Raw genomic sequence first — 12,867 nt, 5'->3', positions numbered from 1 at the left:
CTAAAAAAACAGCAGCCCCCGCTTGGAAGCTGCTATAAGGATTCATGATTTGAATGTCAAAGTCTAACCGGCGGTCTCTTCCAATTCAATCCGTGCAGCTTCAAAAGCCTGGGCAAGGTCCGCAATCAGGTCTTCCACATGCTCAATGCCTACGGAGAAGCGCAGCAGTCGGTCATCTACGCCGACGGCATCGCGGATTTCCACCGGGATGTCGGCATGAGTCTGCACCGCCGGATAGGTCATCAGTGACTCCACACCGCCCAGACTCTCGGCGAAGGCGATTAGACGGATATGGCGCAGCAGAGGCTCGACATATCTGGCGTCTTTTACCTTGAAGGAGAAAATCCCGGTGTTGCCCGAGGACTGGCGGTTCTGAATCTCATAGCCGGGATGATCCGGCAGACCAGGATGGAAAACCTCAGCTACGGCTGGATGCTCCAGCAGATAGCGGGCCAGCACCAGGGCATTGCTCTCATGCCGCTCCATGCGCAGAGCAAGTGTTTTCATCCCCTTCATTAGCTGATAGCTGTCGTTCGGCGCAAGCACTGCACCCAGCGAATTATGAAGAATAGCTATTTCTGCCGACAGCTCCGTGCCTTTGGTTACAATCAGCCCGGCAAGGACATCGTTATGCCCCCCCAAATATTTGGTTGCGCTATGAACGATGATATCCGCTCCGAGCTCCAGCGGCCGCTGGAAAAAAGGAGTCAACAGCGTGTTGTCTACAATGGTGAGCAGGCCATGACGGTTCGACCAGCTACAGACAGCTTCAATATCTGTAATCATCATTAGAGGATTGGTAGGCGTTTCGATAAATACAGCCTTGGTATTCGGACGCCGCGAAGCCTCCAGCCCGTCCAGATCATTCGTATCCACATAGGAAGCGCTGATGCCATATTTGGAAAGAATCCGTTCAAGCAGACGGTAGGTACCGCCATACAGGTCCAGCGAAACCACCAAATGGTCGCCCTGTCCAAACAAAGAAAATACCGTCGTCAGCGCCCCCATTCCAGAACTGCAGGCAAAGGCTGCATCGCCGGATTCCAGTTGTGCTGCAGCTTCTTCCAGCACCGAGCGGGTAGGATTCTTGGTACGGATATAATCAAAACCTGTGCTCTGCCCGAGTCTGGGGTGACGGAAAGCCGTAGCGTTATAGATCGGATAATTAATTGCTCCTGTAGCCGGGTCCTCGAGTGAACCTATCTGTGCCAATCTGCTCTCAATCCTCAGTTTCTCATCCATTGCTGCTGCCTCCTAAGTGTGGTGTATACATATATTTTCTATATTTTAAAATACTAAATAATCGGCCTGGTCTATATCGTAAGGGGTCTCCTGGTATACATAGTAATTGAGCCAATTAGAGAATAATAAGTTGGCATGAGCACGCCAGACAGCCGGCGGTGTGCGCTGCGGATCATCCTTAGGGTAGTAATGCTTCGGAATGGCAATATCCATTCCTTTGGCGATATCCCGGTCATACTCCCATTTTAACGACAACGGGTCATATTCGGAATGTCCGGTCACGAAAATTTGTTTTCCGTCAAGCGTCGACACCAGATACACTCCGGCTTCCTCGGATTCGGCAAGAATCTGCAGCTCGGGATTCGCAAGGATATCTTCACGCGAGACATCCGTGTGCCGGGAATGCGGAACATGGAACACCTCGTCAAAACCGCGCAGCAGCTTTACGTTAGTATGGTTAATGGTGTGCGGAAAAACGCCGAAACACTTCTCTTCCAGTTCCACCTTGTGAACGCCGAAGTGATGATAAAGCCCTGCTTGTGCGGCCCAACAGATATGCATCGTCGAGGTCACATTGTGCTTGCTCCATTCAAATATTCCCTTAAGCTCTTCCCAGTAATTCACGTCTTCGAATTCAAGCTGTTCCACCGGAGCGCCGGTTACAATCAGCCCGTCAAAGCGGCGGTCACTGATCTCATCAAAGGTTTTGTAAAAACTCTTCAGATGTTCTGCCGAAGTGTTCTTCGAGGTATGGGAGCTAGGGTGCAGCAGTACAACATCCACCTGAAGCGGTGAATTCCCGACCAGACGCAGCAGCTGCGTCTCCGTGGTTTCCTTAGTAGGCATCAAATTCAGAATAGCGATACGAAGCGGGCGGATATCCTGGTGGAAAGCCTGGCTTTCATCCATTACAAAAATATTTTCTCCGGACAATACTTCTTTGGCCGGCAGGCTGTCGGGAATTTTAATTGGCATTACAGTTTCCACTCCTCCGTTAAAATGAATATAAAAAAGACCTTTCTCGGGCGAGAAAGGTCATATATCTGTTAGTCATATGTGCCTCTCTCATCTGCCAGAGAACTTGTGCCAGGCAGCCTGATTGGCTTACCTGCAAAAGCTTCCGCAAGAATTAGCACCGTGCGTTCACACGCCGGTTGCCGGGTTTCATCGGGCTAGTCCCTCCACCTGCTCTTGATAAGATTTAGCTGTATTCAATTGAGAAAAAGTCACATAACGTTAAATGCTTTTCTTAAAATTTACTTTAAATCATGAACCTCCTTTTCGTCAAGTCCATACAATGCTAGTAGGCCCTTTTAAGCGTAAAGAATTTAGCTTGAAAGACCTATACCCGGGGGTTATACTAGACAAGGGTTTCAAAGGCCCTACCTGACGATAAGAAGAGGTGAGAGAAGAATGGAAGGCGACCCGAGTTCGCAGTTAAGCGTCCAGAAAGAGCAACCACACAGGATTAACATCAGCTTGCCGGCGGCGGGAGCATTTCTTCTTCATGCCCTCGAACCGTCATTTGGCCTCATGGATTGACCGTACCACCGGCCAAGCTGATTTTTCCCTGTGCCTATATTAGCACAAGCCCTGGAGAAGACCGGGGTCAAGAGGAGCGGAATCAGATGAAAATCCGGTTGGTAAACGCAGGCGTTTTTACACCTGTAGATGACATTGAAGAAACATTGACAGTCCCTGCAGAGGGGTTTTATTGGATTGATGCGGATGTTGAGGATCTGGAGCTGCTTCAGCCTTTGTACAATCTGCATGATCTGGCCGTTGAAGACTGCCTCAGCGAAGAGGATCAGCGTCCAAAGCTTGAAATTTATGAGAGCCATTATTTTATTGTAGTTAATAGCATCCGTTTTGATGATGAAGAGATCTTCCTCCGGGCGCTCAACGTGTTTCTGGGCAGACATTTCATTATCACCGTGACCAAGCAAAAGATCCACGAACTGCGTGTGCTGAAGCCCGTCCTGTGGGAGCAAGAGGTTAGTGAGCCGGACCGGTTCCTTTATCTGCTGATCGACCTTGTCGTAGACAACTTTTTCTCCGTTGGTGACCGGATAGAGGCGCGGATTGAGAAACTGGAAGAGGATATCCTGATGCATACCAAGAAATCGCATCTGAGCGAGATCATCGGTCTGCGGAGTGAAATTCTCTGGCTGAAGAAAATGCTGGGACCACAGAAGGAAGTTATCAATACCCTTAACAAAAAAGACCTCCGTCTGATCGATGATCAGCTGCAGAAATATTTTAGCGATATTTATGAAAATGCGGTCAAGATCTCTGAAACCTTTGAAACATACCGCGATCTCATGGGCAACTTACGCGAAGCTTACCAATCCAGTATTGCCAACCGCGCGAATGAGATCATGAGAGTCTTCACCGCTATTACCACGATATTCATGCCGCTGACGGTTATTACAGGGATTTACGGGATGAACTTTGATAATATTCCTGAAATCCATACCCGTTACGGCTACTATGGAGTCATTGCCGTTATGGTCACACTTGGCTGCGGGATGCTGTTTATTTTCCGCAAAAAGGAATGGCTATGAATCATATTGGACGAATAAGCAGGACGAAGGCCCCCTATACCTCATGGTAAGGAAGCCTTCGTCTTTTTGGTTTATATCAGAGCTTAAGCATCCGCTGCCTCGATTAGCGCAAACAACCGTTCCGTATCCCCGCGTTTGCACAGCTCACGCTCGGGGTTCATTACCGCCGCCGCTCCGGAGGCGATTCCGAATTGAACCGCCCGGCGCAGCGGCCAGCCCCGTTCCAGACTGTAGACCAGCCCGCCCACCAGACTGTCACCGGCCCCTACCACACTCAGCACGGGAACTTCAGGTGCCTTGATATGCTCGCAACCCTCCCTTGTAATCAATAGGGCTCCCTCTCCGCCAAGCGACACCAGTACCACCTCTGTCCGTCCTTGCTCGATCAGCTCCAGCGCAGCCGCCCGAACTTCGGCATCACCTGTAATTGCGTGTCCGGCCAGCTCCTCAAGCTCGCGTGCATTGGGTTTGAGCAGATATACGCCAGCATCCGCCGCCTTTTGCAGGGCTTCGCCCGAGGTATCCACAATAACCTTCGCCTGCCATGGCTTCACCGCTTCAATAACACGGCCATAGAAATCTGCCGGACAGCCTGGAGGCAGGCTTCCGCTCGCCACAATATACGATGGTTTCCCTGCCAACGATTTCAATTGATCCAGGCACTGCTCCCAGTCACCTTCAATAAACCGCGGACCCGGCATATCGAACCGGAACTGTTGTCCTGTGGATTCCTCTACGACAATTAGATTTTCCCGTGTCTGTCCGGAAATCGGGATCTCCTGGTGGCTGACCCCCTCCTTATCCAGCATCTCATGAATCAGTTGCCCGTGCAGTCCGCCAGATGCATACAGGGCCAGGGAATCGCCACCCAGTCTGTGGATGGCCCTGGATACGTTGACCCCGCCGCCTCCAGGCTTATAAGAAGCTTCCCGGCAGCGCAGCTTATGGTCCGGCACCACCTTTTCAATCCCTGTGCTGGCATCCACGCTAGGGTTAACCGTTAATGTTACGATCATAGCGTTCTCTCCTTTTACTCGGAATACCTGTATTTTACTCCAATACACTGTATTTTCCTAAAGAGAGAACTCCAAGGAAACTGCTTCATTCAAGACACCAGTCTGCCGAAACTAAAAATTCGTTGCCGAACCTAACTGAACCGCCTGCCCCCGCCGATACCGAATGCGGATTAGGCGCAGCCGCTCATAATAGACATCCAGCCCTTCTGCAGGAGTGAAGGCTTCCCCATAGGCTTTGAAAAGAACGGGCTTCAGGAAGGTATCTCCCATAAGCTCATAGGCTGTCCATATTCCGTCTAGCTCACTTGGGGATATATCCGCCAGTTCAAGCGCAATAAGCTTCTCCACGGAATAGCCGTCCTTTTCCAGCTCCTCTACAGCTTCAAGCACTTCACGACGGCTCACTCCACTCTGTACCTTCAGCTGCTCCATGCCGAGACCGTCCTCAATTCCCTGCAGCAGCACTCTTCGCAGCCGCAAGCGCTCCAGCTGCTTCTTGTATTTCAGCTCTTTCTGCTTATACTGCCAGGACATAAAATGCTCTTCGTCAACGGCTTCATGCACCCAGCCCAGCGGAAAACTATGCTCCCGCTCTATGCCAGATGTAATGTTCAGCCAGTCTCCGCCGTATTGCGAAGCCTTGCCTTCACCCACACCCGGAATTTGCAGCAGCTCCTCCGGGGTACGGGGTAGAAAGGCACTCAGCATTCGCAGCAGCCGGTTGCTGGCAAGAATATAAGGCGCCTTCCGTTCACTGGAAGCCTTACCCCGGCGCCATGCACACAGCTCTTCATAGATAGATTCATTGCCATGCTGCTCGCTGAAATACTGCAGTTTCAGCTGCTCCTGATTGCGTAAGCCCGTGGGGCTGTCCTCCTCGTGAAAGGAACCATCGATCAGCGGCCGGTAGCCATCCCCCATCTTCACCGCCAGCTCATGCCGGTAAACGCAGAGCATCTCATTCCAGGAGCCGCCTTCATACCACACGTTATCTCCCATTTCCTCTGTGCCCGAGAATTCACGCCAGCCAAGGCGCCAGAGACCTTCTTCTTCCCCGATCCAGAGCTGGGCGAATACCTCCTGATCGGCCCCTGATATTCTGGACAAACGGTTCATAAATACAATTTGCATCTGCGTTCCCTACCTTCCTAGTCATACAGTATGCATCATCCCGGTACTGATCAGCGTCCCCGCTTGCCGGACAGCACCGGGGAATTAAAGGATGACAGTAAGCATGAAGCTATACATCCTTAAGTTTAGACACAAAAAAGCACCTCTCTCACGAATTGCGTGAAAGAGGTGCTTCCTCTGAATGCTATACTGTTAATGCTTACAATACCTATTTATGGAGAAACAGTCAATCTCTTTTTATTACAAGTATTAAAGATGGATCCGTTCTTATGCTACTCCCGGTCCAATGCCAGTTTAGCCAACCCAATTGCTCCGGACAAACCCGCATTGTCTCCCAGCTGCGGCGGTACAATATAACTGTCTATGGCCTCATTCAGTGCCGGATGCTGGACGTAGCCGCCCAGCAGTTCCTGAAGTTGAGCATGAATCAGCGGGAAAAGCTGACTCTGCTTCATGACTCCGCCACCCATGACAATCTTCTGCGGAGAGAGAATAAGCACGTAATTCATCAGTGCATGCGCCAGGTAGTGGGCTTCCATTGCCCAGGCCGGATGTTCGGGTGCCAGTTCCCCTGCCGGTATACCCCAGCGGGTGCCAATCGCCGGACCTGCCGCCAATCCTTCCAGGCAATCACCATGATACGGACAAAAGCCGGCAAACGTATCTTCCGCATGGCGGCGCACAAAAATATGCCCCATTTCAGGATGAGACAGGCCATGAACCAGCTTGCCTCCTACTACCGCACCAGCCCCAATACCTGTACCGACTGTGATATACAGGCAGCTGTCAAGCCCCTGGGCCGCACCCCACTTGTATTCTCCCAGCGCCGCACCGTTCACATCCGTATCAAAGCCGATAGGCACGGAAAAATGTCCGGCAACTGTTCCAACCAGATTATATTGTCCCCAAAAGGGTTTAGGGGTGGTTGTGATGTAGCCGTAGGTCGGGCTGCCAATCACAGGGTCAATGGGTCCGAATGAACCAATGCCGATCGCTTCTACATTTTTCCCCGTGAAATAATCCAGCACAAGCCCCATTGTTTCCTCGGGCGTGGTTGTCGGAAAGCTGACCCGGTCGATAATCGTACCGTCCTCATGTCCAATCCCGCATACAAACTTTGTTCCCCCTGCTTCAATAGCTCCAAGTACTTTCACTGCAGCAGTCTCCCTTCCCATACACGTGCTCTTCTCAATTAGCGTTGTCCCCATGTTAGGACATTGTTACGGAAACCTCAAACTGGGCGAAACCAAATTGGGCGTCCTCCCGAAAATTCCATTCTAGTATATATCGCCGCTTAAAAAGCGGGCATTGGTGCCTCTTGCCCTTATTATACGTGGCATGCAGATATATGACAAGCGGTTGACATACCAAAAAATAAAACTGGAAAGGTAGATTTATTTCGAACCTTAGGATTGGCGAATTGTCCGGTGAATTAAAGAATTAGGTTGATTGCTTAAAAGAAGCAGAGGCAGAACAAGACTTGATAAATAATGCCTTAGACTGCCGCTGTTGTCATTTAACTAATGTTTGTCCCTATTGTTGAACTATTGATCCTTAAAAACTCAGTTGTTGCTTCCTGCATTCCCGATCGCCTAAGTCCTTCAATCGCATCGGGGCTGAGCGAAACCACGAATCTTAAACTTGTATTTATCCGTTCGATAATATCCATTCGTGGGCCGCTTCTCCACTCCTCACTATTGTAGAACGCATCTTGAGAAGAATTAAGGTGGTCCAGGTTATCGTAAGACCTGATAAGGTAATAAGCATCCTGATCGTGCAGGGAATTACCGTAGGTAACAACATCCATCCCAATGCTGGTATGCAGAGGAACACTGATCTCATGCATGATTTTATGGAACTCGTCGCCAGTGCCAGCTTTCAGAGTATAAAGAAGAATCTCGATCACTCTATTCATAAATACCTCCTGAGTATGTTCATGTGTTTGTGTCACATTAAAGTATATGAATTTTTCTAATTATATGAGTATCTAATTATATGTTATTATTGTTTAGATGTTTTGGCAAAGACCAATCGATCTGGAAATACTTGCGTGGTGAGGGATTTTCCAATACTGTTCGGACAGGGAATGCTGTTATAACATTAGCGGGGTACACACCTTTCTTGTTGGCATAGTCGCTAGCCACTTCCAGGTTACTTTTCAAGCGAGGTGTATTTTGTCAACAAGAATAAAGTCTTCACACTTTAATTATTTTGCGTATGCCAGTTGTGTCCGGCAAGGCTTTGCTCTATTGGTATCCTTGCCGGACTGTCTTGAGCCCGAGGCGTGGATTTGTGTTATGTGAAGAACTGTTACCATTCCCTCCATTCTTCTGTAATATCTTGATCCTCCTCAATTACTAATTCAGCTAGCTTAGCTGCCTTGTCAATAAAATCAACTAATTCTTCACGCTCCATCGTTTCAATAAAATAGCCATTTTCCTCATTCATTTAAGCGCATCTCCATATTCTATCATTCTTTCATTCCATAATTTGGTTGGTTTTTCATCAAATAAGTTTTGTAACGTCATTGAGCATACCCTCATTTTCTTGTTTTTAATGGTATTTCACATAACGTTTCTGTCTTCATGACATCCTGGGTCAGTTTTGTAAAAAAATATCCGAGTCATGGTAGCTTTTCACTTCCATCAACCCTCCCCCTCTTTTGAAGGAACGTCATGCCCAGTCCATATTCAATTAATACCTATATTTTACTTGTGCTCATTTTTTCGTACAAGTGTACTCTTCTGTTTCCCTACATTTTTCCTTTATTCTATTCGTTGGCAGTCATTTCTATCATATATAGCTTCATAAAGTCTTTCTTTCGTGGTAGTTGCGGCAGGCTTCTACAAGCCGGAATGCCGCCGGAAAATAGGATGCCAGGTGAATATGCGCATAGGCAGCCAAGATATTTCCGTCCGCGTAACCCTCAGGCTGGTTTCCGCTTCTGCCGTGACTGTCATAGGCATACAATTGTGGCTCCTCAGGCGCATAACTCATCTGGGAGTAGTGAAACTCATGACCGCGTATTCGTTCCCCCCGCTTCAGCAGTAGGCAGTCCGCACGTGCTGTTACTTCGCGGTAGCCGAGTGCAGCGCGCCGCTCCTGCATGACCGTGGCGGCGGGAATAATCCCGGCCATCTTGTGTACTGCCCCGCTGCGGTCGGTGAGACTGCGGGCCAGCACCATGTAGCCGCCACATTCCGCATACAGTGGCATTCCAGCTGCCGCAGCTGCCCTTAAGCCATCCAGGAAGGCAGCATTCCCGGCGATTCTGGCGGCGAATTCTTCCGGGAAGCCGCCGCCGATGTAGATTCCGTCCGCGTGCGGAGGAATACCGTCGCCGTCAAGCGGACTGAAGTACACCAGACTTGCCCCGGCGCGGACCAACAGCTCCAGATTGTCGGCATAATAAAAATTGAACGCGGCATCCCGTGCAACGGCAATGACAGGCGTAATGTCCTGTATAGTGACCAGAGCTTTAGGAACATCTTCTGCCGGATTCTCTTCTACTGGAACCTGCTCAGGCCACCATCCCTGCCCTAAAGGATAACGCAGGGATGGTGCGGCCGCAGCAAGCTTCAACAGCAGATCCAGATCCGTGCCGGCTTCCAGCAGATCGGCGGCACGGTCAAATAACGGATCCAGTTCACCGCGCTCGGCAGCAGGCAATAGTCCTAAATGCCTCTCCGGGATATCCAATTCCCGGTCCCGTTCCAACCATCCGATGACTGGAATACCACTGGCTGCTTCAATCGCCGCTTTGACAGTCTGGTAATGGCTGGCACTGCCACAGCGGTTCACGATTACAGCAGCGATGCGTACCCCTGGCTCCAGCTGCCCAAAACCAAGGACGATGGCTGCTGCACTGCGGCCCATACTGCGCACATCTACGACCAGCAGCACCGGACTGTCTGTGAGTAGAGCCATTTCCGCCGTTGATCCGGTAAGCGCTGTTGCCTCTTTGCCGTCATACAGTCCCATTACGCCTTCAATTACTGACAGATCGGCCCCCTCCGAGGAACGCAAATAATACTCCAGCATATATTCGCTGGAGGTCATCCAGGAATCCAGATTCCGGGCCGGCCGGCCCGTTACAGCCGCGTGGTAGGCGGGATCAATATAATCTGGACCGCATTTGAAGGCCTGCACCATCAGACCGCGCCGGGCAAACGCCCGGAGCAGTCCAAGCGTCACTGTGGTTTTACCTGATCCGCTGCCTGTTCCAGCTACCACAATGCGCGGGCGGGCCTGGGAAGGCCACGCCGGTCTGCTTATCTCATTCATCTGATCACTCCTCCGCTTCCGAAAAACGGACTCTCGCTACAGCGATGGTTGCATTGCCGCTTTTTTTCTTTCTCAGTACAAGATCCCGGGCACCTGAAGACAGCAGGGCCGCCGGCTCGCAGACGCCGTAAGCCCCAGTCACCTTGAATACAGTCTCCGAAGGCTGCTCCAGCACAACCGTATTTAGCTGCTCCGGCGAATACAGGTCCAGCTTCCAGCCGTATTTGGCACATAAGGCCAAAAGACCAGCCTCATCTCCTTTGATCCCGGCGGTAGCCACATTGCGGACACAGTGAAGCGAAAGCCCCAGCTCCGCCAGTGTATCCTGAACTACCGCTTCAAGCTCCGCCAGTTTGGTGCCGCGGTTGCAGCCGAGCCCAAGCACCAGGCTGCGCGGTCGGTAGACTACGGCCCGCTCGCCTAATACAACCGACTCCGGCTTGGACAATAGCCGGTCCGTAACCACGATCGCCGCGCTGAACGGCGCTTCCTGCAGCTCTGCCATGCTTCCGCAGAGGCGGACATGAGCAGGCAGAACCGCTCTTTGCGGCAGCCAGCCGCGTTCGCCGCTCTCCTGCAGGAAGGCCACCGCCTCCCCGTTGACCAGGGCGGCACTGACCGTTCTCATCGGCGCGAAATCTTCTGCGCGCCAGCCGAACTCTGAACCGAGCAAGTCCACGGCGAAGGTGCCCTGCACATCCGAGGCGGTAGTGATCACCGGATGGCTGTCAAGCAGCTGCGCGATCTGCAGCGTCAGCCTGTTAGCCCCGCCGAGGTGCCCGGAGAGCATGCTGATGACATGCTCTCCATGCTCGTCAATGACGATGACGGCGGGGTCGGTTCTTTTATTCCCCAGCAGAGGAGCAGTCAGCCTGACCGCCGCACCCAGCGAAAAGAACAAAATAATCCCTTCGTACTGCCGGAACAGCTTCGGAAGCAGCTCTTTGACCGGTTCCGCGAATATCTGAAAGGTGCAAGAAGACTCACGCAGGTCCCTGCTGTACTTGGCATAGCCATAAACATCTGTATCTGCGAGCATCTCTCCCAGCTTCAGCGCCAGACGGATACCATTTGTAGTAATAGCAACAGCTGCATACCGGTTAGCCATCGGATTCGGTTCCTTCCCGGCAGCCGTGGGTAAACTTCTTGTCGTACAGCTTCGAGCGGTGCTGATCCCGGTCCGTAAGTGTCGGATCAAGGGCCCAGCCGGCGAGGATCATCGCATGCATGGTAATGCCCGCATCCTGCAGATCATCTGCAAGACGGGACACCGTAGTCCGCAGAATCTGCTGATCCGGCCAGGTCGCCCGCTTCACGACAGCCACTGGCGTATCCGGACTCCAGCCGGCAGCAAGAAACTCAGCTGACACATGTCCGGCCAGTGAAGCACTGAGGAACAGGGCCACAGTGCAGTGATGCGAAGCGAGATGCCGCAGCTGCTCGCGTTCCGGCACGGGCGTCCGGCCTTCAGCCCGGGTCAGAATCACTGTCTGCGTCAGCTCCGGCACCGTCAGCTCCGCGCCTAGAGTCGCCGCTGAAGCAAATACAGAGCTGACCCCAGGCACAATCTCATAGCTGACACCGCACAGCTTCAGCAGCGACATCTGTTCCAGAATCGCCCCGTACATTGAGGGGTCTCCGGTGTGGACGCGGGCTACGCTTTTACCCGTCTTCACTGCCGCTGCCATGATCTCTACCTGCTGCTCCAGGTTCATTCCCGAGCTCTGCAGCACCTTAGCTCCCGGCTTGGCGCTGGCAATGAGCTCCCCGCTAACCAGAGAATCTGCGTAGAGCACCACATCTGCGGTGCGCAGGATCCGGCTGCCTTTTAGCGTAATCAGCTCGGGATCACCCGGGCCGGCTCCTACGATATATACCTTTGGCTCCAAACTGGCTGTTATCATTTGCTCACCACCATAAGACTTAGATATTCCAGCTCCCGGCCACGCAGCTCTCGGGCGTCCCGCCACACTGTCTCGTACGGCGAGGTCACCTTAGTGACAACGGATGCTTTGCCTCCAAGATCTAGCTCGTCCAGCACCTCCAGCACCAGATCCAGCACTTTAGCCACCTTCAAAAAAACTACCGTATCATGATGCAGCAGTGCCTCCTTCAGCGCCTCGCGATCGTCTGTAGCCGGAATAATCCCCACTCGCTGATTGCCGTCCGCAAGCGGCTGTTCCAGCGCAGCAGCAGCACCCAGCAGTGACGAAATCCCCGGGATCGTAACAATAGACACATCAGGATGCAGCTCCTGCATCAGCCGGGCCAGGTGAATGAATGTACTGTACAGATTCGGATCGCCCTCTGTCACAAAAGCAATATCGCGCCCCAGCTTCAGCTCATTCCAGCACAGCTCTGCCGTATGGTTCCAGCCGCTGGCCAGTCGTTCCGGGTCTTTAGTCATCGGGAACACCAGTCCCAGCATAACCTTTTCGTTAGCATTGACGTGCATCTCTACAATCTCGTGGGCGTAGGATTTCCCGCCCTTTTGGGTAGCCGGGTAGGCAATTACAGGGCATTCCCTCAGCAAACGACAGGCCTTCAGTGTAATCAGCTCAGGATCACCGGGACCCACGCCCACACCGTACAAGCTGCCGATCCCGTTGCCCGTTTCTTTTGTTGTCATA

Annotated in this window: 11 protein-coding genes, 1 pseudogene and 1 riboswitch; of the genes and pseudogenes, 1 reads left to right on the top strand and 11 read right to left on the bottom strand. The window is 51.9% G+C overall.

Going from position 1 to position 12,867, the window contains the following annotated elements:
• Nucleotides 1-63: 63 nt before the first annotated feature.
• Nucleotides 64-1,242, bottom strand: a complete 1,179-nt coding sequence (locus ACAN54_RS22030) for an aminotransferase class I/II-fold pyridoxal phosphate-dependent enzyme (protein WP_379160509.1) — start codon at nucleotides 1,240-1,242, stop codon at nucleotides 64-66.
• A gap of 45 nt (nucleotides 1,243-1,287) precedes the next feature.
• Nucleotides 1,288-2,217, bottom strand: a complete 930-nt coding sequence (metA, locus tag ACAN54_RS22025; protein WP_379160505.1) for a homoserine O-acetyltransferase MetA — start codon at nucleotides 2,215-2,217, stop codon at nucleotides 1,288-1,290.
• Between the two features lie 126 nt (nucleotides 2,218-2,343).
• Nucleotides 2,344-2,443: riboswitch (SAM riboswitch) on the bottom strand.
• 427 nt (nucleotides 2,444-2,870) lie between these two features.
• Between metA and corA the strand changes: the two genes are divergently transcribed.
• Nucleotides 2,871-3,806: a magnesium/cobalt transporter CorA gene (gene corA, locus ACAN54_RS22020; RefSeq protein WP_379160502.1), complete on the top strand. Its 936-nt coding sequence runs from the start codon at nucleotides 2,871-2,873 to the stop codon at nucleotides 3,804-3,806.
• 83 nt (nucleotides 3,807-3,889) lie between these two features.
• Here the strand turns inward: corA and ACAN54_RS22015 are convergent, their stop codons facing one another.
• From ACAN54_RS22015 to cobI, 9 genes and pseudogenes are all read right to left on the bottom strand, one after another.
• The gene (locus tag ACAN54_RS22015) at nucleotides 3,890-4,822 is read right to left on the bottom strand and encodes a 1-phosphofructokinase family hexose kinase (RefSeq protein ID WP_379160499.1); all 933 of its coding nucleotides are present in this window, start codon (nucleotides 4,820-4,822) and stop codon (nucleotides 3,890-3,892) included.
• 111 nt (nucleotides 4,823-4,933) lie between these two features.
• Entirely contained in the window at nucleotides 4,934-5,953 is a 1,020-nt protein-coding gene (locus ACAN54_RS22010) for an HRDC domain-containing protein (protein ID WP_379160496.1), read from the bottom strand.
• A 272-nt stretch (nucleotides 5,954-6,225) separates the two neighbouring features.
• On the bottom strand, nucleotides 6,226-7,107 hold the full coding sequence (locus ACAN54_RS22005) for an ROK family protein (protein WP_379160493.1): 882 nt from the start codon (nucleotides 7,105-7,107) through the stop codon (nucleotides 6,226-6,228).
• A 362-nt stretch (nucleotides 7,108-7,469) separates the two neighbouring features.
• Nucleotides 7,470-7,868 (bottom strand): hypothetical protein, encoded by a 399-nt coding sequence (locus ACAN54_RS22000; protein WP_379160490.1) that lies wholly within the window; start codon nucleotides 7,866-7,868, stop codon nucleotides 7,470-7,472.
• 395 nt (nucleotides 7,869-8,263) lie between these two features.
• Nucleotides 8,264-8,401: pseudogene (locus ACAN54_RS21995) on the bottom strand (hypothetical protein); the annotation flags it as partial.
• Nucleotides 8,402-8,758: 357 nt separating this feature from the next.
• Nucleotides 8,759-10,237: a cobyrinic acid a,c-diamide synthase CobB gene (locus tag ACAN54_RS21990; RefSeq protein ID WP_379160488.1), complete on the bottom strand. Its 1,479-nt coding sequence runs from the start codon at nucleotides 10,235-10,237 to the stop codon at nucleotides 8,759-8,761.
• Nucleotides 10,238-10,241: 4 nt separating this feature from the next.
• On the bottom strand, nucleotides 10,242-11,345 hold the full coding sequence (locus ACAN54_RS21985; protein WP_379160485.1) for a cobalt-precorrin 5A hydrolase: 1,104 nt from the start codon (nucleotides 11,343-11,345) through the stop codon (nucleotides 10,242-10,244).
• Nucleotides 11,338-12,141 (bottom strand): precorrin-4 C(11)-methyltransferase, encoded by an 804-nt coding sequence (gene cobM / locus ACAN54_RS21980; RefSeq protein ID WP_379160482.1) that lies wholly within the window; start codon nucleotides 12,139-12,141, stop codon nucleotides 11,338-11,340. The genes ACAN54_RS21985 and cobM overlap by 8 nt, the downstream gene beginning before the upstream one ends.
• Nucleotides 12,138-12,866 (bottom strand): precorrin-2 C(20)-methyltransferase, encoded by a 729-nt coding sequence (cobI, locus tag ACAN54_RS21975; RefSeq protein ID WP_379160479.1) that lies wholly within the window; start codon nucleotides 12,864-12,866, stop codon nucleotides 12,138-12,140. Before cobI ends, cobM begins: the two co-directional genes overlap by 4 nt.
• Nucleotide 12,867 lies beyond the last annotated feature (1 nt).

This window comes from Paenibacillus diazotrophicus, from assembly GCF_042610465.1.
Note: the sequence above shows the minus strand (reverse complement) of the source record. Positions and strands in the feature narration are given on the sequence as shown.

Coding starts and splice junctions, on each gene's coding strand:
- ACAN54_RS22000 (WP_379160490.1), bottom strand. CDS start 7,868: ATGAATAGAGTGATCGAGATTCTTCTTTATACTCTGAAAGCTGGCACT.
- ACAN54_RS22015 (WP_379160499.1), bottom strand. CDS start 4,822: ATGATCGTAACATTAACGGTTAACCCTAGCGTGGATGCCAGCACAGGG.
- metA (WP_379160505.1), bottom strand. CDS start 2,217: ATGCCAATTAAAATTCCCGACAGCCTGCCGGCCAAAGAAGTATTGTCC.
- cobM (WP_379160482.1), bottom strand. CDS start 12,141: ATGATAACAGCCAGTTTGGAGCCAAAGGTATATATCGTAGGAGCCGGC.
- corA (WP_379160502.1), top strand. CDS start 2,871: ATGAAAATCCGGTTGGTAAACGCAGGCGTTTTTACACCTGTAGATGAC.
- ACAN54_RS22010 (WP_379160496.1), bottom strand. CDS start 5,953: ATGCAAATTGTATTTATGAACCGTTTGTCCAGAATATCAGGGGCCGAT.
- ACAN54_RS22030 (WP_379160509.1), bottom strand. CDS start 1,242: ATGGATGAGAAACTGAGGATTGAGAGCAGATTGGCACAGATAGGTTCA.
- ACAN54_RS21985 (WP_379160485.1), bottom strand. CDS start 11,345: ATGGCTAACCGGTATGCAGCTGTTGCTATTACTACAAATGGTATCCGT.
- ACAN54_RS21990 (WP_379160488.1), bottom strand. CDS start 10,237: ATGAATGAGATAAGCAGACCGGCGTGGCCTTCCCAGGCCCGCCCGCGC.
- cobI (WP_379160479.1), bottom strand. CDS start 12,866: ATGACAACAAAAGAAACGGGCAACGGGATCGGCAGCTTGTACGGTGTG.